Genomic DNA, 21,260 nt, shown 5'->3' with positions numbered 1-21,260 from the left:
CTATTTTAGATTAGTTAAATAAATTAAGTCCGGCTGCTGTAAGAATTGCCATTACAAACGTCATGATACCCACCTGCTTTAAATACTGGTCTAATTCTTTTGGTTCTTTTACCGATAAAATCTTTCTTCTCAGTTTTGATAATGGGATTAACAGGATCATTACGATAAAAACATAATAATTCTGAGCCTGCATAAATCCGTTTATTCCTAAAAACGCAAGAATCAGCAATAATGGAAGCTGTAACAGAACCATTTCATAAATCATTGCATTTCTGAATCCGATTCTTAAAGCAAAACTGTTTTTTCCTGATAGTCTATCGCTTTCAATATCTCTCATATTGTTCAGGTTAAGAACCGCCATGCTCATCATTCCAACAGCTGTTCCTGGTAACAACATATCCCAGCTGAAAGTTTTAGTGAATAAAAAGTAACTTCCACATACGGAAACAAGCCCGAAGAAGATAAATACGAAAACATCTCCTAATCCCATATATCCATAAGGCTTTTTACCCATGGTATATCCCATTGCCGCCAGAATACTTGCCACTCCCAATCCTATGAAAATATAAAATTCATTCATATAATTTGGAATGAAGGCAACGTATAATAAAGCAATCGTAGCAACAAAAGATAATACTGAGAAAAGAATGACAGCATTTTTCATTTGCTTAGCTGTAATTTTTCCTGAAGCCACCGCTCTTGCTTCAGCTTCATTGATTCTTTTGGCATCAGTACCTTTGACTCCGTCACCGTAATCATTGGCATAATTTGATAAAATCTGGTACAAAAGGGTCACCAAAAGAGCGAGTGCAAAGATCTTCCAATCCCAGGTTCCTCCTTCTCCGTACAGTCTCCATTTTGCAATGAAGGCCCCCATAATAATTCCGCTTAAGGAAAGCGGTAAAGTTCTTAGCCTTGCGGCTTTTATCCAATCAGTCATATATTTATAAGTAATGAGCAATGGGTAATAAGTAATGAAAAATTGCTCATTACTTATTACCCATCACTAATGTTAGGATATCCATTGATCTTCTCCGAAGTTTGGCTTTCTTTTTTCGAGGAATGCGTTTCTACCTTCCTGAGCTTCTTCTGTCATATAGGCAAGACGGGTTGCTTCACCAGCAAACACCTGCTGCCCTACCATCCCATCGTCCGTAAGGTTCATTGCAAATTTCAGCATTCTGATAGACATTGGAGATTTTCCTAAAATTTCCTGAGCCCATTCATAAGCAGTATCTTCTAATTCAGCATGAGGAACTACTTTGTTTACCATTCCCATTTCAAATGCTTCCTGAGCAGAATAGTTTCTTCCTAAAAAGAAGATTTCACGAGCTTTTTTCTGTCCTACCATTTTGGCAAGGTAAGCAGAACCGTAACCACCATCAAAGCTTGTAACATCAGCATCTGTCTGCTTAAAAATAGCATGTTCTTCGCTTGCTAATGTTAAATCGCATACAACATGAAGAGAGTGTCCTCCACCAACTGCCCATCCGGGAACCACTGCAATAACCACTTTAGGCATGAAACGGATCAAACGCTGAACTTCAAGGATATTCAAACGGTGTCTTCCATCTTCTCCTACGTATCCCTGGTGTCCTCTGGCTTTCTGATCTCCACCACTACAAAAGGCCCATCCACCGTCTTTCGGGCTTGGTCCTTCTCCTGAAAGTAATACAACTCCTATTGAAGGATCTTCATAGGCATCATAAAAAGCATCGTATAATTCTGAAGTTGTTTTTGGCCTGAAAGCGTTGCGTACCTCTGGTCTGTTGAAAGCAATTCTTGCTACTCCGTTAGATTTTTTATAGGTAATATCTTCGTATTCCTTGGCGGTTTTCCACTCGATCATCTTATTAAAATTTTTCCCAAAGATACGGAATTACAGAGAAATTCTCTGTGTGAAATTTACCCATCATTTCAATAAGGAAGAGAATTTTTTCATTCAAAATTTCAAGTTACAGAGATTGGACAAAATTGTATTTTCTGAATAAGCAATAACCTAACCCTATTCCCTTAAAAACAAAAGCCGGAGCATTGCTGCTCCGGCTTTTTATAGTTGAATTATCGAATGATTACTTTGTAGCAGCAGCACTAAGCTCAGCTTCTTTAGCTTTCATTTCTTTAACTTTATCCATGTTTTTAGTCACCATGTAAATTTCCTTTAATGCAGAAACGGCATCAAGACTCTTCGGGCTTGCTTTATACCATCCTTCTGCAAATGGCAATGCTTTTCCGAATCTTTCTCTTCTTGCGTCGATCAGTTTAGAAGCTTCATCCGGTTTGTCTTTTCTCAATGCATTGATCTCTGTTACCACTTTAGCATCATCACCAATAGTTGTATACACTAGGTTTTGATATGCATCAGAAAAGTCAGGTTTAAGTTCAATTGCTTTTTTAAATGCTTCTAAAGCATCATTAACAGTAGCAGGGTTTTTAGCCTGCATTACCCCAAGATTATACCAGTTTGTAGGATCATTAGGGTTTTTAGCTAATTGTTCTTTCAATCCGGAAACGAATTTATCTGTGTTTCCTGACTGAAGATATGCTGTAGTCTGAGCTTCTTTAAGTTTAGCACTGTTTGGAAATTTAACTAATCCTTTTTCAATAATAGTAAGAGCCTCAGGTGCTTTTTTTGCATTAAGAAGTAAAGAAGCCAGTGTTTCGTATATATCTGATTCTATACTTTTTGTCTGCTCTGTTTTGAAATCACTATAGTCAGAATTCTTCTTCATAAGCTCCCAAGTCGCTTTATCTAAAGGTATTACATTGCCTGTTTTCTTTTCTTTTGCAGTATAAGTGGTTTCTACTCCTGTAAATCCGGAATTAACAAGGTCTGTATATATTTTGATAGACTGGTCACTGTTATTCGCTAACGCATGGCTAAGTCCTGCATAATACATATATATTTTGTTGTCCTGACCACTAGACTTTAATAAGTCATAAACTTCTATAAACTTAGGTGCTGCAGCTGCATAATTTTTTGCATTATATGCATCCATAGCAACTTTATTAGCTTCCTGAAGCTGAGCATTCAAAGCAGCAGCATCTTTTTTCTGCCCAAAAGCAAAAGCAGATGCTACGATAGCCATTCCTAAAATTAGTTTCTTCATAATAACTATTTTATATTTATATTGTATAATTTATTCTTCAGAATCAGAATTCTCACTTCCCTCTGCTGTATTTTCATTTTCAGCCTGAGGTATTGTATTGTCTTCCTGGTTATCAGCTACAACGTCTGTTTCTTCTTCAGTTTCTTCAGAATCTTCTTCTACATCTTTGTCCATTGCTACTTTTGCAATAGCTGCAATTTCGTCATTTTTCTTAAGATTGATCAGTTTTACTCCCTGAGTATTTCTACCCATTACTCTCATTTCGTCCATTCCCATTCTGATCGCAACACCGGATTTATTGATAATCATCAATCCATCTTCGTCTGTTACGTTTTGAATAGCAATCAGATTTCCTGTTTTTTCGGTAATGTTCAGGGTGATAACTCCTTTTCCTCCTCTGTTGGTAATTCTGTAGTCTTCTACTGCAGTCCTCTTTCCGTATCCTTTTTCAGACACTACAAGTACTGTTTCGTTCTCTACATCGTTCACAACAATCATACCAATAGCTTCATCACCGTCTTCAAGCAAGATTCCTCTTACCCCGATAGATCCTCTACCTACTTCTCTTACTTTTTCTTCAGGGAAACGGATACATTTACCATTTTTAGTAGCAATCATAATCTGAGAATTTCCATTGGTAAGGTAAGCTCCTAACAACTGGTCATTATCTCTGATCTCAATAGCATTTACTCCGTTTACTCTTGGTCTTGAATACGCTTCTAATGATGTTTTCTTGATTGTACCGTTTTTGGTAACCATCACAACACTCATTTGATTTACATATTCAGAATCCTTCAGGTTGTTGGTTCTGATATAAGCTTTGATCTTATCATCCGGTTCAATGTTGATAAGGTTTTGTACCGCTCTTCCTTTTGCTGTTCTGGAACCTTCCGGAATTTCAAATACTCTTAACCAGTAACATCTTCCTTTTTCTGTAAAGAATAACATATACTGGTGGTTGGTTGCAGAAACGATATATTCAAGGAAGTCAGAATCCCTTGTTGTTGCAGCTTTATTTCCTACACCACCTCTACTTTGAATTTTATATTCTGAAAGTGAAGTTCTCTTAACATATCCTGCGTGAGAAATAGTAAGAACTACAGCTTCGTTCGGGATAATATCTTCAATAGACATTTCTCCTCCTGAATAATCAATTTCGGTTCTTCTTTCGTCTCCGTATTTTTCTTTGATTTCGATCAATTCTTCTTTAATGATCTGGAATCTTCTTGGCTCATTAGCTAAGATATCTTCCAAATTTTCAATTTCTTTCATGATCGCATCGTATTCATCACGGATCTTATCAAGTTCCATTCCTGTCAAACGAGCCAATCTCAGATCAAGAATCGCCTGAGCCTGAATGTCCGAAAGTTCAAATGCCTCAATCAAGCCTTCTTTTGCAGCCTGAGGGTTTGCACTGTGACGGATAATAGAAATCGCTCTATCTAAAGCATCCTGAGTTCCGATCACTTTCATGAACCCTTCAAGGATATGCGCTCTTTCTTTTGCTTTCTTAAGCTCATACTGAGTTCTTCTTACGATAACCTCGTGTCTGTGCTCTACAAAATGATGAATGATATCTTTAAGGTTCAGCTGCTCCGGTCTTCCGTGTACCAATGCAATATTGTTTACACTGAAAGAAGTCTGAAGTGCTGTATATTTATATAATAGGTTAAGAACAACATTCGGAATAGCATCGTTTTTCAATTCGTATACAACGCGAAGTCCATTTCTGTCCGATTCATCTCTGATCTCATGGATACCAGGGATTTTTTCGTCTTTAACAAGTTCTGCTGTTCTTGCGATCATTTCAGCTTTGTTAACCTGATAAGGGATTTCAGTAACGATAATAGCATTTCTGTTTCCGATTTCGTCAAAGTTAACTTTAGCTCTTAAAACAACTCTACCTCTTCCTGTATGGAATGCATCTCTTACCCCATCATATCCATAGATAATACCACCTGTAGGGAAATCCGGCGCAATGATGTGCTGCATCAGCTCATCAATCGTAATTTCTTTATTATCGATATAAGCGCATATTGCATCTACAGATTCTGATAAGTTGTGTGGCGCCATATTGGTTGCCATCCCTACTGCAATACCTGAAGTACCGTTTACCAAAAGGTTCGGAACTTTAGTAGGCATTACTGTTGGTTCCTGTAAACTATCGTCAAAGTTATTCTGGAAATCTACTGTTTCTTTGTCTAGGTCTGAAAGAATCTCATCAGAGATTTTTTTCAATCTTGCTTCAGTATAACGCATTGCTGCAGGTGGGTCACCATCCATTGATCCGAAGTTACCCTGGCCGTCTACCTGAGGATAACGTAAGCTCCAGTTCTGGGCCATCCTTACCATTGCATCATATACAGAGGAATCTCCGTGCGGGTGATATTTACCCAAAACATCCCCAACAATTCTCGCAGATTTTAAATATTTTCTATTAGAAAACACCCCTAGTCCATACATACCATAAAGTACTCTTCTATGAACAGGTTTCAAGCCGTCTCTTACATCCGGTAACGCTCTTGAAACGATAACGGACATCGAATAATCGATATAAGACGACTTCATTTCATCAACAATGTTGATAGGAATCAGTCTTTCTCCTTCTTTTTGCATAAACAAATTTTATTATAATGATAGTCAGACCTTTAGCTGTAAGTCTGAAAATTATTTATTTCCGATTTTTATTAACGGGCTAATTTACGAAAAAAATGCCGATTTTTGCTGTAGAATTTATCCAAAAAATCTTAAAAATTCATAAAAATATGAGCGTATTAAGTATAACTTTCCACTGTACGAAAGATAACCTAGAAGAATGGGAAAATTATATTGATGAAACACTGGTTTTAATGACAGAAAACCTGATGGATGTAGACAAATATATCCTTTCTGAGGTACACAGTGATTTTATTGAAGATGGTAAGAATTACAATCTTTTATTAATATTTGATAATGATGGACTGAGGGAAGATTTCATTAAAAGTGAACTTTTAAACATTTCTGAAATAATTGAGAAAAAATTCGGACAGGAAGTGATGATCTTCAATACTTTCCTAAATCCAAAGAAAACGAGATTATAAAAAATAAAGCACTGAAATATTCAGTGCTTTTCTTTTTTATCTGTGATGTCCATGACCACGGCCTCTGTGATGGTGGCCACGATCTTCATAAATATATACTTTCTGAACATGGCCAGGGGCATAGTATCTTGCACTTCCTCCATAATACCTTTTTGCATGACCTGGCGGCATTCTTCTTCCATAAGGCTCACTCACCACACATGATGACAGCATTAGCAGAACGATGCCTACCCCAGCAATTTTAAACAAACTTTTCATTATTTTCACTTTTTCAATTCCGATAGCGAAATATATCAATGTTAATGCCAAAAGAAATTGAAATAAAGCTAATATACGTTAAAACCTGCTTCTAGTTTTTCATTTTACACGATCTGTTAATAGCCGCTTCTTTTTTTCACTTGCCCAGGAGCATAGTCTTTTGCGCTTCCACCATATATTTTTTTAGCCTGTCCGGGAGGAAGCGTTTTACCATGGCTTCCATTGTCATGAACTACACATGATGACAACATAAATACCACAATAAGTACTCCGGTAATTTTAAACAAATTTTTCATTATTTCTATTTTTTCAGTTTACTATTACAATGGTAGTGCCAAAAAAATAAAAATTCAAAGTTCAAGCTTCTATTGTCAATGGTCAATTTTGCTTCGCAAGTCAATAATGAATTTTGTTATGGAGATTAGTTTGCTTATCAAACAAATTCATCATTCTTTAAATGATTTCGCTTCTTTTTTCCATCATGATAAGATCTTTCCATTCGCCGTTGAGCTTTCCGATTTTTTTACGGACTCCTACCACTCTGAACCCGTTTTTCTGATGAGACTTGATAGCCATTTCATTTTCGGAGAAGATATTGGTCTGTAATGTCCAGAATCCGTGATCCTCGCTGTCCAGAATTATCTTTTTAAGCAGTACGGAACCCAATCCCTTTCCCTGGTATTCGTTATCAAAATAAATGCTTACTTCTGCAACTCCTTTAAAAGATTCTCTTTTGCTTACCGGCTTTAAAGCGCACCATCCTATCACTTCATTATTTTCATTTTCCAATACCCAGCGACAGTCATTGAAATATTCCATGCTCCAGGCTTCGGCTGTGGGAACTTCTGTTTCCAAAGTGGCAATTCCACCGTCTACTCCCTGCCTGAAGATTTCCAGTACTCTGGCTTCGTCATTGGGAAGCATTTCTCTTAATTCGTAATTCATCGTATTTAATAGTATTTTCTTTTCATTTTTCTTTTAATCCTTGAATAATGGGTCTGTTTGCTTTTTTCATCTTCAGAAACAACACTGATGTTGCCGTCAACTTCCAGAACAGACAGTTTTACATTATTTATTTTTTCAATTCCATGTTCTCTTATTGCTTCCTCCAATTCACTTTCACTAATTTTTACACGGTTCAGTGCTGCCTGGTCTGCTACTCCGTCTCTTATGAGAATAACCGGCTCATCTTCCATAAAAGCCTGAAAGGAGCGGCTCGAAAACATCAGTCTTTTTAAAATAAAATTAGCCACAAACAAAACCAATGCCGCAATAATACCTCCCTGGAGAGAAGTATCCGGTCCTACCATTGCATTCTGCACAGCATTTGAAATCAGCAGCAACAAAACAACATCTCCTGCATTGAGCTGAGAAAGCTGGTTTTTACCAAATAAACGGATTGCAATTACCATGAAAAGGTAAACGCAGAGGGAACGGACAGCAACGTTAAGAATAGGATCCACAATTTTTTTATCTACTCAAATGTATTGATTTTTTGTTATTGTATGAATGTTGCCGAAATAAATATATTGACAGTTGCTGGTTAGCAGTTGAGATTTTACCGTTCTTCAGTACAAAAGGTAATTAACAGGAATATCCATTATATTTCTATTGGTATAAGATTTGACAGCTTTCATACCATTATAATTCAAAGATGAAAAAACAACTATTTTTATACCTGGGCATCCTTCTGTTTTTTGCTGCCTGTAAACAAAATGAAACTCAATCTACATTATCTTCTGATAAAGCCATCCATGAAAAAGTAAATGAGCTTTACACGCAATATGGTAAATCTAATGAAGCTGTATATAATTGGGCGATCTCCGGGGATTTATTTTCTAAAGATTTAAAGAAGGTTTTAGAAGATGCAATACATGCTTCAAAAGCAGATATTGAAAAGGTAAAAAATAGCGATCACCCTGATGAGAAACCCCTGATCTTCGAAGGTGCAATGTTTTCAAGTTTATATGAGGGTTATACCAGCTACAAAATCAAGTATGTTACAACACACGATAAAACAGCAGAAGCGCTGGTAGAATTTGAATATAATATGGCTTTACCCAAAGTGACATGGACGGATACCCTACACCTCATCAATACTGAAAAAGGATGGAGAATAGATAATATTACTTTTGACAAAATTGGAAATTCCAAAGATCTTAAAACAAGATTAACAGAGTTTGTTCAAAGTACACCGCAATAGAAAAGCCGCTTTATAAGCGGCTTTTTTTATGGGCACTGAACGATTGGAACATCACTGCAAATTACTTTATTTGCCCATTCGCAAAACGTACAGTATTTTTTAGGTTCTCCTCCGTACACTGCCTTTAAATCTGACTTCGTCAGTTTCTTTACATTTTTCATATAGTTTTAATTTTATGGTAGAACAAAATTAAAATCTATCTGAATATTCTTTATTACAACTTACTCTGATAAGTTTTCATTATTCACACTTTTATGAATAATACATGATAAATACTATCTGCTGTGGATCTCTACAGTCACAGGCATTACGTAAGTGTAAGCAACCATATTATCAGTCAGTTTATTGCGGTCTACTTTATAATCAAGATCGCTTAATACTGTTTCAATTTCTCTGCTTACAGTTTTACAATCTCCTGTAGAGTGAACATTTACAATTTTGCCATTTTTTGCAATATCAAATTTCACTACTGAATTTACAGTTCCCTGCTTGTAATCAGGATTGGTAAGATCAAAATTGGCTTCCAGTTTATTTCTTATATCTGTAAAAGTCTCGCTCCTATTCAGCTGAATAGGCTCAATGGTATTATGATTGGTAGTTTGGGCTTTGGCAGTGTTCAAAACGGCAGCAAATCCACAAACGAAAAGTGAAGCAAACAATATTTGAATTCGATTTTTCATAACTAATTGGTTTTAAATATTATACTAACCTTTTTTTGTATCTCTTACCCAAAGTTATTAAAAATAATTCATATTAATTTTACATTCAGTTAACATTTAGTTAACATTATAATTTAATCAATTGATTTTCAGCGTTATAAAATTTAAAAATAATTGAAAATTTAATATTGGAAGGCGAAAATATTATTTTAATGCATCTGAAATTTTTTCTGCAATTTGTTGAAAAGCTGTATCTAAATTTCCGTCAACACAAATTTTATTATAAATATCCAATGGAATAATTTTATTTTCTGTTAAACCTGAAGCCTTGTTATTGATATTTCCGTAAGGTAAGTATTGATTTTCTGCTAATCTTAAAATAGAATCTTGTAGGTTGTCTCTATCTGATGAAGATGCTTTAAGCATATCTAAGCTAGGAAAAGAACCAACTATCACACCCAATATTTTCTTTTTAGAATTAGCATCCATCTGTTCCATTCCTTTTTGAACCTCTTGTTCTAAAATATATTTAGAATTAAAGAAATTTTTGGACAGCATATATATAATCATATCACTTTCTTCCAATTCTTTTTGTATTTGATTATGCCAATTTCCAATCGTAATTTGTTCACAGCTCCAATTGTCTGCAATATCAAATAATTTGAGCATATTAAGATGTTTCTTTAATTCATCTTTGAACTCTCCGTCTTTTCTTGAATATGAAATAAAAATTTTCTTCATTGAATAAATATTAATATTATTAGTAAAGTTTTTAAAATTAGTTACCTGTATTGATCCAAAATTATTTAATGCACCATCAACAAAGTTATAAGTATTTATAGTAAGATTTCTCTTTTCCAAAGTTTGTAACATTGAATGTTTTATATAACTTTTGCCTCCATCTATTGAGATATAAAGATCTTCAATAATTCGTTCAAAAATTTGTTCTTTTTCTTTTATCAAATCTTTTGGCTCATAATAGTTTTCTTTTTTTATCTCTTTTATACTCTCCATTTTATTTTTTAGATTTTCTACAGTTGGTATATTTTCATCCCAATACAAATAAAAAATATCTAAAAAAATTTCTTTTTCAATATCTTTTAATAAAACTTTTTTAGGCGATTTTATAAATACTCGAATTTCTAACAATTCAAAATCAATCTTTATTCTTATACGTGCATTTTGATGGGTAAATATTAACTGATTTCTCCAATAAATCTTTTTTTCTGGGTTTTTTCCGAAATGACAAATTAATTGGTTGATAAAACCAAAAGGTATGAATTTTAAAAACTTTAAAATAAAATTAGGGGAATCAAATTCTGCAAAATAGAAAAACTCTTCATTTTCTTCATGAGGAAAGTCTAAATATCCTGGAATTATGTAATGATTATCATAATCATCAAAAAAAATCACTTTATTTTCTTTCAACATATCAATAATTTTCTCGTCATTAATCTGTGATTCAAAGGATATTTTATCAATTTTCCCTTTATTTTGCTGGGATAAAATCTGATGAATTCTTTCTACCGTTTTTGATGGATTTAACCAGACGAAATCCTCAAGAGACGGAATATTTTTATAATATAAAATCATACCTTTCATTGAAAGCTGTTCCAATTCAGCCTTTAAATTACCCAATGAACTTTCATAAATTTCTACAAGTTTTTCAACATTTGTCCAGTCGCTTCTTTTATAATCGTTTATAAATCTATATAATGCTATCTCATTTTGAGTTTTTTTTACTTCTTTCGAATGTGATTTTATTTCATCAATAATTGACTCTTTAAGATGTTTTAATGCAAATTCATTTTTACGGGATTTATAATTTTCTAAAAATGAAACAAAGAAAGTTTGTTTTATATTTTCTTCTATGGGATTCTTCTGTGAAGATGTATCTGAATGGGTCTGTATTACATAATTTATTTCTTCAGTACTCTCCTTTAGATATTTTTTTCTCTGTGAATTAGCGAATTCAATTTGATGTAACCAATATTGTTTGTTAAAGTTTATAATATTAAATTTTTTGGAATCAATTTCTTTTGTAATACTATCGGTTGCATTTTGCCAAAACAGTAAATTAATTGTATCTAATGTTAAAAATGCCTTATAAACCCCATGATAATAATCCTGACCACCAAAGTCATAAAATATTGCACTTGGTAGTTTAGATATTCTCCTTTTATAATTTTTGGGATAATTAATAATTTTTAAAATATGTGTACTTTCGTTTTTATTTTCAATTTTATCATTTATAAAATAATCTAAAAACGTTGATTTGCCAGAAGCATGATTTCCTAATAACATAACTTTGACAGGTAATTTTATAGGCTCTTTGCTTTTTTCCAGTTTTTCTAGCTCATTTTTAATTGTATCTAAATGGTTTTCATTTTTATTTAAAAATATATTCTTTTTTTCCAAAAATGGATTAGATTGTATTTTAAGACTTTTAATATTAGTATTTAAAAGTTCTTCACAATCTTTTAAATCTTCAATTATATTATTTGCAATTTTTAAATCTTTCAAATTCATCAATTGAGATATTTGCTCAATTTTACTGATTTTATTATCTGATAAATCTAATTCTATCAATTTTCCTAGATTTTCAATTCTCTCTATTTTTGTTAAATTATTATTTCCAATATCTAAATTCTTCAAGTTTTTAAGCTCATCTAAACCTTCTACCTTAACTATGTTATTATTCCATAAAATAAGATTTTCAAGTTTTGCTAATTTTTGTAATCCTTGGATTCTATTAATTTGGTTTAACCACAAAATAAGTGCTCTTAAATTTTCTAGATTTTCTAGATTTTCAATAATTTCAATTTTATTATTTGCTAAGTTTAAAAAATCTAATGCAGAATTATTTAAATTTTCTATTTTTTCAATCAAATTATTATGTAACAACAGAAATTTTAAATTAACCTGACTTTCTAAATTTTCAATTTTTTTAATTTGATTCCCTGACAAATCCAAGTCTTCTAATAATAAGCCATTTAAACCTTCAATTTTCTTTATCTTGTTATTCTTACAGGAAAAATCTATAAGACTGGTGAAAAATTGCATATTTTCAATTTTATCTACTTGATTATCATCCAAGTTTAATTCTTTTAAATTAGCAAAAGTATCTTTGGGTAGTATTTTATTAATATTATTCTTACTTAGGTAAAGTAATCTTAAATTGGGAAGATTTTTAGAAAATGGAAACTGACTAAGACTATTATTTGATATATAAAGCTTTTCTAGATTGCTGGAATAAAAATTCAATCCATCATCATTAACTAAATTATCAGAAATATTTAAAATTCTTAATTTAGGTAATAGGTCTAAAAAAAATAAATTTTCTAATTGATTTTCATTTACATAAAGTTCTTCCAAAGTATCAAGTAAAAATAATCCTTCAATCTTCTTAAATGTATTATTGCAAATATTTAATGCAACTACTTGCTTATTTTGATTGAGTTTATAAACATTCTTAACTTGAGTTGGCGAATAAGTTTTGAAGATGGTTTCGGTTGTCTCATTTAGCTCTATATTATTTAGTAGCTCAAAATTTCTGATAGTAATTGGTTTTTCCATTTATACTAGTTTCCTCCAAAAATAAATAAAAAAACCACAATTTTCATTGTGGTTTTCCGTAATATATTTTTATAATTCTATTCTAATTCCCTCTTCAAAAACTTCCCAGTCAAACTCTTTTTAGACTTCACAATTTCTTCTGGAGTTCCTTTAGCAATAATCTCTCCTCCATATTTTCCTCCTTCCGGACCAACATCGATAACGTGATCGGCTAATTTAATAACATCCATATTATGTTCGATGATAATGAACGAGTTTCCAAGTTCTACTAGTTGATTGATGGCATCCATCAGGATTTTTACATCTTCAAAGTGTAATCCTGTGGTGGGTTCATCAAGGATATAAAGGGTATTTCCGGTTTGTCTTTTTGCTAATTCGGTTGCTAACTTGATACGCTGTGCTTCACCTCCTGAAAGGGTTGTTGACTGCTGTCCCAAGGTAATATATCCTAATCCTACATCCTGCAGCGTTTTTACTTTTGCAAAAATCTTAGGAATCGGCTGGAAGAAATCTACCGCTTCATCAATAGTCATATCCAGAACATCAGAGATTGATTTTCCTTTGTAACGAACTTCAAGGGTTTCCCTATTGAAACGTTTTCCGTTACAAGTTTCGCAATGAACGTATACATCCGGAAGGAAATTCATTTCAATCACTTTCAATCCACCGCCCTGGCAAGTTTCGCATCTTCCGCCTTTTACGTTGAAAGAGAATCTTCCCGGTTTATAACCACGAATCTTACTTTCTGGAAGTTCTGCAAAAAGATTTCTGATATCGGTAAACATTCCTGTATAGGTAGCAGGATTAGAACGTGGTGTTCTTCCAATTGGTGTTTGGTCTACGTCTACGATTTTATCAATATTCTCTAACCCTTCGATCTTTTTGTAAGGTAAAGGCTCCTGAACTGCTCTGTAGAAATGTTTGTTAAGGATCGGATATAATGTTCCGTTAATCAAAGAAGATTTTCCGCTTCCTGAAATTCCGGTTACTACCACCAGTTTTCCAAGAGGGACATCAAGGGTTACGTTTTTAAGGTTGTTCCCTGTTGCTCCTTTTAAAACAATATTTTTACCGTTTCCTGCTCTTCTTTCTTCAGGAATTGCAATTTTTCTTTTTCCATTGATATATTGAGCTGTAATGGTATCTGCCTTCAACAAATCTTTTGGTTTTCCCTGCCAAAGGATTTCTCCACCGAATTTTCCGGCTCTTGGACCAATATCCAATACCTCATCAGCTTCCATAATCATGTCTTTGTCATGTTCTACCACCAATACAGAATTTCCAATGTCTCTAAGGTTTTTCAGGGAATGGATCAGTCTTTCGTTATCTCTCTGGTGAAGTCCGATACTCGGTTCATCAAGAATATATAAGACATTGACCAACTGAGACCCTATCTGTGTTGCCAGACGGATTCTCTGCGATTCTCCTCCGGAAAGGGTTTTTGAACTTCTGCTCAAGCTTAAATAATCCAAACCGACATCTAGCAAAAACTGAAGTCTGGTTTCAATCTCTTTTAAGATCTCGTGAGCAATGATTTTATTTTTTTCTGAGAATTTATCTTTAACGTCAGCTAACCAGTCTTTTAAATCTGCTAAGCTTAATCCATTGACCTCAGCAATATTTTTCCCGTCAATTTTAAAACTTAAACTTGAAGGCTGAAGACGTGTTCCATGACATTCCGGACATGTTTCTTCTGTTGTGAAGTGTCTTTCCAGCAAAATTGCTTCATAAGATTCTCTTTCATCAATGATTTCCTCCATGAAAGCAATCAGACCGTCAAAACCAATCTTAATTTTCTTGGTAATCCCTGCGTATTTAAGATCTTTATTAAATTCTTTATGACATCCGTTGTAGATATAATCCAGTGCTTCTTCAGGAATATCCTGCAAAGGCGTTGTTAATCCCAGTCCGAAGATCTCAAGAATATTTTTGATCTGTGAAAGAATCCATTTGTTAGATTTTATATCTTCTAACGGCAATAATCCCCCCTGATTGATGGATAGTTTTGGATTATCAATAAAGTAATCGGTATTGATCTTTTTGATCATTCCCAGCCCTTTACAGTTCGGGCAGCTTCCTTTTGGCGAGTTGAATGAGAAAGTATTCGGTTCCGGCAGCGCCAGAGAGTGTCCTGTTTCCGCATCCATCAGGTTTTTGGAAAAGTATTCGATGTCTTTACCTCCCAGTTTCTGAATTCCGATAATTCCTTCTCCCATTTCCATCGCAGTACGCAATGATTTCTCCATTCTGCCTTCTGAAGCATTTTCACCAATAATCCAACGGTCGATAACAATATCGATATCATGGGTTTTATAACGGTCAAGTTTTAAATCATATTCAATATCCTGCAATTCGCCATCAATTCTTGCCTGCCCGTAGCCTTTTTTGGCCATCTGTACAAAAAGTTCATGATAATGCCCTTTTCTGGAACGCACGACTGGTGCCAAGAGCATGATTTTCTCTTTTTTATAGTTTTCTTTGATGGTTTCCAGGATCTGATCTTCCGTATAGCTCACCAATTTCTGTCCGGTAGACAAAGAGTATGCATCCGAAACTCTTGCATACAAAAGACGAAGAAAATCGTAGAGCTCTGTAACAGTTCCTACGGTAGAACGGGGATTTTTGTTGGTTGTTTTCTGCTCAATGGCGATAACGGGTGAAAGCCCTTCAATTTTATCTACATCAGGGCGCTCCAATCCGCCTAGAAACTGGCGTGCATAGGCAGAGAATGTTTCTATATAACGACGCTGGCCTTCTGCAAATATAGTATCAAAAGCCAATGAGGATTTCCCACTTCCTGAAAGGCCGGTAATAACGACCAATTCGTTGCGTGGAATTTTAACATTAATATTTTTAAGGTTGTGTTCACGTGCTCCGTAAACTTCTATATATTCTGTTGATTTGCTCATAATTCGGAGTGATCTTGCCTGAAAATCACGACGTGCAAAAATACGAAATTTTATAGACTTTTTCTGAATATTAGATCGATAAAAGTTTCATAAAAAATTCTTAGGCTTTGTTAATGGATTGGATCTTATAGTATTGAATTTTACTCAATGATTTCATATATTCTAGATAGTATGTTTTGGCTAAAGCCAATCGAAAATCTTATTTAATAAAAAACGGACTAAAGCCCGTTTCTATTGATATCATTCAAAAAATGCCGTATCAACAACGGCATTTACATTTTAAACTGATTTTAATTTCCTGTAAAGATTTACATATCCTGAAAATCGACATCTTCATTGTTTATTCTTACCACATATTCAATCCCATCAATGGCTTTGGCAATGATTTGATTTCTGATAATATTAGCCATGTTTTCCCAATAGGCTCTTCCATAGAAAGAATAATTCTGAGGAATGATTTCTACCTCAACGGTTCTTACAAAACCTTCTTTAGGTTTGTTGCTGATCATGGTTCCTCTTCTTACTCTCACTTCCCTTACCTCATCTTTCAGAATCATGCGGCAATAGTTTTTCACGTCTTCCAAAGAAATGATTTTATCTCTTGTGGTAAGTGCATATTTATAAGCCTGAATACTGTCTGTTCCTTTCTGTTCTTCAGCACCTCCCAATGTTTCGGTAAGCAATACAACCGTCTGCGACTTCAACTGATTGGATAGTTCAGTTCCCGGGCGCATGTGATTGGCTAAAGTACAATGGGTAACCCAGAAAGAAGCGTAAGTATGATCGGTTTTTTCTACCGGTTCCATGATGACGTAATTCAGTTCCTGTCTGATATTCCTTTTGGCATTGTTTACTTTCTGCACCATGGTTTTCATTTTATCTGACATTTCGCTGAGAACACCTTTTACATTGTCTCTGTTCAAAAGAGAAAATGCTGCAATTTCGTCTCTTGTTAATTCAAGAACATTGGCAATCATATCCACTGCATTTCTGCTTGTGAAACGTTCCATTCCTCCTTTCCTTACGGTGTACAAGCCTTTTTTAAGGTCGTCAGCCGGTGTAAAAGGAATTTCTGTGTATTTTCTTCCGTCGCCGTCCTGTACTTCGTCTACATAAAGGAAGTGTTCTCCTTCATCTGTTACCAGAGGAATATTATTTCCCATAATATCAAGGCTGTATTCTGTTTTTTTCCAGCCTCTGTTGTAGATTGGGAAAGCATTTAATACAAACGAGAAGTTATCAAGGATTTCCGCGGAAAACTGTGGTGGGAATTCAAAAGTAAGCCATAAGAAACTTTTATTATCCAGGAACTTTGTAACTTCTTCTTTTCCTGATAAGAAATCAAGATTCTGAGGAAGTTGTCCGGGTTCTGAGAACAGGCTTTGAGAAATTCCTGTTACTTCAATAAATTTATGGCGGTAGATGCTTTTTATATCATTAATCACCTTATTTCTGATGGACTGCTCTTTGAACATCTGTTCGTAGCCGTCAGTATGACTTTCTGTAAGATAACTTAATCCTTCTCTTACAAATAAAGGGTTTCCATTGCTGGACACCGAAATGTACGGCAATAGCTTATAGACAAAATCAAGATGTTCAAAAGCCGGATTGGAGCAGAATATGCTCAGATATTTAGGAAAGTTCTCACTTATATATTTGCTGACATCTACTCCTATTGTTATTTTTCTGTAATCTTCAGGTTTTCCCTGAAATCTTGCAATAGGAATTTTATTAAATCTATCATCTATGCTGTAGCAGGTATTTCCTACAAACATGATGGAAGTGTGAACTTTATTGATTCTTACATTTCCTACCGGAGTAAAAGGGATATTCAGCTGTTTATCAGATTCTGATTTTACTGTAGAGGTCATTTGTTTACGGAAGAAAAACTCCGTATGTTCTAATAAAACTTCCGAAGAATCATAAGGCTGTGTAAAAGCTACGGAATGAGCCGGAATAGGATGGGTATAGATGGACGGTGTAAGAAGTTTTGCCAGTTTTTCCAATATACGGGCATTCACCGTCTGTATTTCATTATTCGCTTTAAAAACTTCTGTACTGAACGCGTCTATCAACAGTTTTACAAAAGGATCTAAAGACTGCGGGCTTCTAAGTCCCCATACTTTAGTTGCATTCTGAAGCATTCTTGCTTTAACAGATTCTTTGGAATAAATATTCTGATCTAAATTCATAATTTTCTTTCGCTGTTAAAAATATTAATCAATAGACATCGGACTTAGAAACAATTCTGTTGAAAAACTGAAACGTTCTCCTGTTTCCTCCATTTTTGCATTGATGGCAATTCTTACTTTCTTTTTAATTTCGGTGTGTTCTTTAGTATCGTAGCTGTGCTCTACAAATTGTATATGAGCATCTATCTGCGGGCTTACAATTCTTGGTTCATATTCCTGAATTTGTCTCCTTAGGCTTTTGACAAAAACGTTTTCCCAGATGGCACTTGTTACTCCGTTATCGAATTCAAGGTTCCAAACATCGTTTCCATAGTTTTCATCATATCTGTTCTCCCCTTTTTTGGTGGTGATCAGCAGCATAATATTGTGAGCAATACTTTCTCCCATATCGCAGGTATCGATACTTCCGCCTTCGGTCATTAAAGTAGACGGTACGAAAGGCATTCTGTAATTTGGTGTATCCATAACTTATAGTTTTTACTTCATGGTTCCGCTTATTTAAAAACGGAATACCAAAATACACATTTTCATCAAATAATTGTTACAATACCTTAAAATATTATTCAAAAAGAAGGGCCTTCAAATTGAATTGAAAGCCCTGAATCTGTTATATCTTTTATTTTATTTAAGCGTCCGCCTTTTTTCGGTTGATAAAATAATACACCGGAAGTCCCAGTAATACCAATACAAAGCCCGGCCATGTATACTGCTGTTTATAAATTAACAGTAAAATACAGAAACACGCTCCTATGATAAGGTAAATAACAGGTGTTACCGGATAAAGCCAAGTCTTATAAGGTCTTTCCAGTTCCGGCTGCTTCATTCTTAAATAAATAACTCCAAAAACTGTAATCATATAAAACAGAACGATCACGAAAGAGATCATATCCAATAAATTCCCATATTGCCCACTCAAACATAGGATTGAAGCCCATACTCCCTGCATCCATAAAGCATTCTCAGGAACTTCATTTTTATTGTTTTTGACAGCTGACTTAAAAAACATTCCGTCTTTTGCCATGGTCTGGAAAACTCTCGCTCCTGCCAGAATCAATCCGTTATTACATCCAAATGTAGAGACCATCACCAATAAGGCGATGATAATGGTTCCTGCGCTTCCAAAAATATTCTGAGATGCTGCTACCGCTACCCTGTCATTGGTTGCAAAAGCAATCCCATCTCTGTCTAAGGCATTTAAGTATACGTAGTTTACTGCTATGTAAAGAATCATTACCGCAGAAGTACCATAAATCATCGATTTTACTACATTTTTTTTAGGATTTTCAATTTCACCGGAAACAAATGTTACACTTTCCCAGGCAACAGAACTGAAAACAGAACCTACCATTGCCGCAGCTATTCCACCCAACAAAGTCATTCCTCCAATCGGTTCCCAGCCTTCTTTAAGGAAATTACCACTCAAATCTTTTTTAAGGTTACTAAAAGAATCAGCTCCCCAACTGAAGTTTTCTGATAAATGAGAAATATCTACCAAGATAAACCCGGCCGCTATTAAGCCTAATAATGCAATGATTTTGGAACCTGTAAAGATGTTCTGAAGGATTTTACCACTCTCTACCCCTCTGGTATTGATATAAGTAAGCAAAACAATAACGGCAATCGCCAGAATCTGTATCCAGGTGATTTTAAATTCACCACTTTGAAAAATTGGGGCAGCATCATTAAGTGAAGGAATAAGATAGGCTGTAAATTTACCAAAAGCCATTGCCACTGCAGCAATTGTTCCGGTTTGTATTACGGTGAACAATCCCCAGCCATAAAGGAATCCCATCCTTTTGCCGAAAATCTCTTTCAGATAGGTATATTGTCCGCCGGCTTTCGGAAACAGGGCAGAAAGCTCTCCATAGCTTATGGCTGCTGCTACGGTCATCACTCCTGTAATAACCCATACTACAATCAGCCAAAACCCAGATCCCAGGTTTCGCGTCATATCAGCACTTACAATAAAGATCCCGCTTCCGATCATAGACCCCATCACAAGCATGATGGCGTCCCATAGTTTCAGTTTTTTTTGCATAGTCAAGTATAGGCGTCAAATATAATCAAATCTGTCTTTGATTTTGAATTTTATTGAAAAATCCTTAAAACAGCTGCTTTTTATCATTTTTAAATCGGTTATGATTCAATATTAATTAGTATTTTTGAGAAAAATATTAAACATGAAATTTAAAGCGATATTATTTGCAGCAGCTTTAACAGCTTCTTCATTAGCATTTGCTCAATCTGGTCCACCGGAAGGAAAAGCTTTGTTAGGTGATACTTACGGAGAGCAGGTAACTTCTTCTGCAGAATCCAAGGCTATCACAGTAGATAAACTGAATAAGCAGCTTAAAAAAGACAACAAAAAGGTTGAAAATGTAGCTATTAAAGGAAAAGTAACTGATGTTTGCGACAAAAAAGGATGCTGGCTTACCATTCAGACGGAGGACAATTCTAAATTTTTTGTAAAAATGAAAGACTATGCTTTCTTTGTGCCTACAGCTTTAAAAGGGAAAAATGTAGTATTGGAAGGGAATGCGGAAAGAAAAGTAACTTCTGTGAACGAGCAGAAACACTATGCAGAAGATGCTAAGAAGCCACAAGCTGAAATTGATGCTATTACACAGCCTAAAGAAGAAATCAGGTTTGTAGCTAATGGAATTAAAGTAGTTAACTAAACTTTATATTCTGAAATTAGATTTTGGCTAAAGCCAGATGAATATTTATTTTAATGTAAATGGGCTAAAGTCCATTCCTGTCGAAAATTATTATAATTTCAGAAAAGATAGAAAACCATATAAAAAAACGTTCTCAAAATATTTTGAGAACGTTTTTTATGAGATCTGATCTGATAATTCTATTTACTTATTTTCTTTTCCTTTTCAAGCATTACCGGATAAATCGGCAGGAAATCATATGAAGGATAAAACTCTGTTTTGAATCCACCCCATGCTCCGCTTTCAAATACCTGATTCACTTCTCTGGTATATTCAAGTTTAAATCTTAAAGTAATAATCTGCCCTATTCCCATCACCACATTCCATGATACAATACGCGAGTGGCTTTTGTTGAGCTTCTGATAAAATTTTTGTTTCATTACTCTGGCCTGAATAGAATCTACAGGATTTTCCTGCAAATGGCGAAGGACTACCGTCACCATTACACTGTCATTGGCCTTATACGGAATCGTTGACTGATTTTGTGCCAGTAAAGGCAACCCCATACTCATCAGAATACATATCAAAAAAATTTTCATCATATTATTAATCCTTT

General features: G+C 34.5%; 19 protein-coding genes. 3 read left to right on the top strand and 16 right to left on the bottom strand.

Going from position 1 to position 21,260, the window contains the following annotated elements; genetic code table 11:
• Positions 1-10 precede the first annotated feature (10 nt).
• From menA to gyrA, 4 genes are all read right to left on the bottom strand, one after another.
• Positions 11-940: a 1,4-dihydroxy-2-naphthoate octaprenyltransferase gene (gene menA, locus GFU89_RS02430; protein WP_318845619.1), complete on the bottom strand. Its 930-nt coding sequence runs from the start codon at positions 938-940 to the stop codon at positions 11-13.
• A gap of 72 nt (positions 941-1,012) precedes the next feature.
• On the bottom strand, positions 1,013-1,849 hold the full coding sequence (locus GFU89_RS02425; RefSeq protein WP_047429929.1) for a 1,4-dihydroxy-2-naphthoyl-CoA synthase: 837 nt from the start codon (positions 1,847-1,849) through the stop codon (positions 1,013-1,015).
• A 223-nt stretch (positions 1,850-2,072) separates the two neighbouring features.
• Positions 2,073-3,110, bottom strand: a complete 1,038-nt coding sequence (locus tag GFU89_RS02420) for a hypothetical protein (protein WP_318845618.1) — start codon at positions 3,108-3,110, stop codon at positions 2,073-2,075.
• A 30-nt stretch (positions 3,111-3,140) separates the two neighbouring features.
• Positions 3,141-5,726 (bottom strand): DNA gyrase subunit A, encoded by a 2,586-nt coding sequence (gene gyrA, locus GFU89_RS02415; protein WP_318845617.1) that lies wholly within the window; start codon positions 5,724-5,726, stop codon positions 3,141-3,143.
• Positions 5,727-5,875: 149 nt separating this feature from the next.
• Here gyrA and GFU89_RS02410 point away from each other — a divergent pair, with 149 nt between their 5' ends.
• On the top strand, positions 5,876-6,190 hold the full coding sequence (locus GFU89_RS02410; RefSeq protein WP_318845616.1) for a DUF4286 family protein: 315 nt from the start codon (positions 5,876-5,878) through the stop codon (positions 6,188-6,190).
• A 36-nt stretch (positions 6,191-6,226) separates the two neighbouring features.
• Here GFU89_RS02410 and GFU89_RS02405 read toward each other — a convergent pair whose 3' ends face one another.
• From GFU89_RS02405 to GFU89_RS02390, 4 genes are all read right to left on the bottom strand, one after another.
• Positions 6,227-6,448: a hypothetical protein gene (locus GFU89_RS02405; RefSeq protein ID WP_318845615.1), complete on the bottom strand. Its 222-nt coding sequence runs from the start codon at positions 6,446-6,448 to the stop codon at positions 6,227-6,229.
• A 116-nt stretch (positions 6,449-6,564) separates the two neighbouring features.
• Positions 6,565-6,744 carry a quinol oxidase subunit 4 gene (locus tag GFU89_RS02400; RefSeq protein ID WP_318845614.1) on the bottom strand — a complete coding sequence of 60 codons (180 nt, stop codon included), beginning with the start codon at positions 6,742-6,744 and terminating at the stop codon, positions 6,565-6,567.
• Positions 6,745-6,901: 157 nt separating this feature from the next.
• A complete protein-coding gene (locus tag GFU89_RS02395; protein WP_318845613.1) occupies positions 6,902-7,393 on the bottom strand; it encodes a GNAT family N-acetyltransferase in 492 nt (163 codons plus the stop codon).
• A gap of 5 nt (positions 7,394-7,398) precedes the next feature.
• The gene (locus GFU89_RS02390; RefSeq protein ID WP_318845612.1) at positions 7,399-7,911 is read right to left on the bottom strand and encodes a DUF421 domain-containing protein; all 513 of its coding nucleotides are present in this window, start codon (positions 7,909-7,911) and stop codon (positions 7,399-7,401) included.
• A 191-nt stretch (positions 7,912-8,102) separates the two neighbouring features.
• On the opposite strand from GFU89_RS02390, the gene GFU89_RS02385 reads away from it, so the two are divergent.
• Positions 8,103-8,651 carry a hypothetical protein gene (locus tag GFU89_RS02385; RefSeq protein ID WP_318845611.1) on the top strand — a complete coding sequence of 183 codons (549 nt, stop codon included), beginning with the start codon at positions 8,103-8,105 and terminating at the stop codon, positions 8,649-8,651.
• A gap of 26 nt (positions 8,652-8,677) precedes the next feature.
• Here the strand turns inward: GFU89_RS02385 and GFU89_RS23315 are convergent, their stop codons facing one another.
• The 7 genes from GFU89_RS23315 to GFU89_RS02355 all read right to left on the bottom strand — a co-directional run bounded on the left by GFU89_RS23315 (position 8,678) and on the right by GFU89_RS02355 (position 20,025).
• Complete coding sequence (locus GFU89_RS23315) at positions 8,678-8,812, bottom strand: bacteriocin-like protein (protein WP_413228572.1); 135 nt, start codon at positions 8,810-8,812, stop codon at positions 8,678-8,680.
• A gap of 114 nt (positions 8,813-8,926) precedes the next feature.
• Complete coding sequence (locus GFU89_RS02380) at positions 8,927-9,331, bottom strand: hypothetical protein (protein ID WP_318845610.1); 405 nt, start codon at positions 9,329-9,331, stop codon at positions 8,927-8,929.
• Positions 9,332-9,514: 183 nt separating this feature from the next.
• Positions 9,515-12,886 (bottom strand): TIR domain-containing protein, encoded by a 3,372-nt coding sequence (locus GFU89_RS02375; protein ID WP_318845609.1) that lies wholly within the window; start codon positions 12,884-12,886, stop codon positions 9,515-9,517.
• A gap of 77 nt (positions 12,887-12,963) precedes the next feature.
• Positions 12,964-15,795: an excinuclease ABC subunit UvrA gene (gene uvrA / locus GFU89_RS02370; protein WP_318845608.1), complete on the bottom strand. Its 2,832-nt coding sequence runs from the start codon at positions 15,793-15,795 to the stop codon at positions 12,964-12,966.
• 308 nt (positions 15,796-16,103) lie between these two features.
• Positions 16,104-17,987 (bottom strand): type VI secretion system baseplate subunit TssF, encoded by a 1,884-nt coding sequence (locus GFU89_RS02365; RefSeq protein ID WP_318845607.1) that lies wholly within the window; start codon positions 17,985-17,987, stop codon positions 16,104-16,106.
• Between the two features lie 24 nt (positions 17,988-18,011).
• Complete coding sequence (locus GFU89_RS02360; protein ID WP_047374475.1) at positions 18,012-18,452, bottom strand: GPW/gp25 family protein; 441 nt, start codon at positions 18,450-18,452, stop codon at positions 18,012-18,014.
• Between the two features lie 160 nt (positions 18,453-18,612).
• On the bottom strand, positions 18,613-20,025 hold the full coding sequence (locus tag GFU89_RS02355; RefSeq protein ID WP_318845606.1) for an APC family permease: 1,413 nt from the start codon (positions 20,023-20,025) through the stop codon (positions 18,613-18,615).
• Positions 20,026-20,167: 142 nt separating this feature from the next.
• Here GFU89_RS02355 and GFU89_RS02350 point away from each other — a divergent pair, with 142 nt between their 5' ends.
• Positions 20,168-20,665: a DUF4920 domain-containing protein gene (locus tag GFU89_RS02350; protein WP_318845605.1), complete on the top strand. Its 498-nt coding sequence runs from the start codon at positions 20,168-20,170 to the stop codon at positions 20,663-20,665.
• A 179-nt stretch (positions 20,666-20,844) separates the two neighbouring features.
• Here GFU89_RS02350 and GFU89_RS02345 read toward each other — a convergent pair whose 3' ends face one another.
• Complete coding sequence (locus tag GFU89_RS02345) at positions 20,845-21,246, bottom strand: hypothetical protein (protein ID WP_318845604.1); 402 nt, start codon at positions 21,244-21,246, stop codon at positions 20,845-20,847.
• Positions 21,247-21,260 lie beyond the last annotated feature (14 nt).

The sequence above is a fragment of the Chryseobacterium sp. JV558 genome (assembly GCF_033712365.1).
Lineage (GTDB): Bacteria > Bacteroidota > Bacteroidia > Flavobacteriales > Weeksellaceae > Chryseobacterium.
The sequence above is the reverse complement of the archived record's forward strand: the minus strand, read 5'-3'. Positions and strand labels throughout refer to the sequence as shown.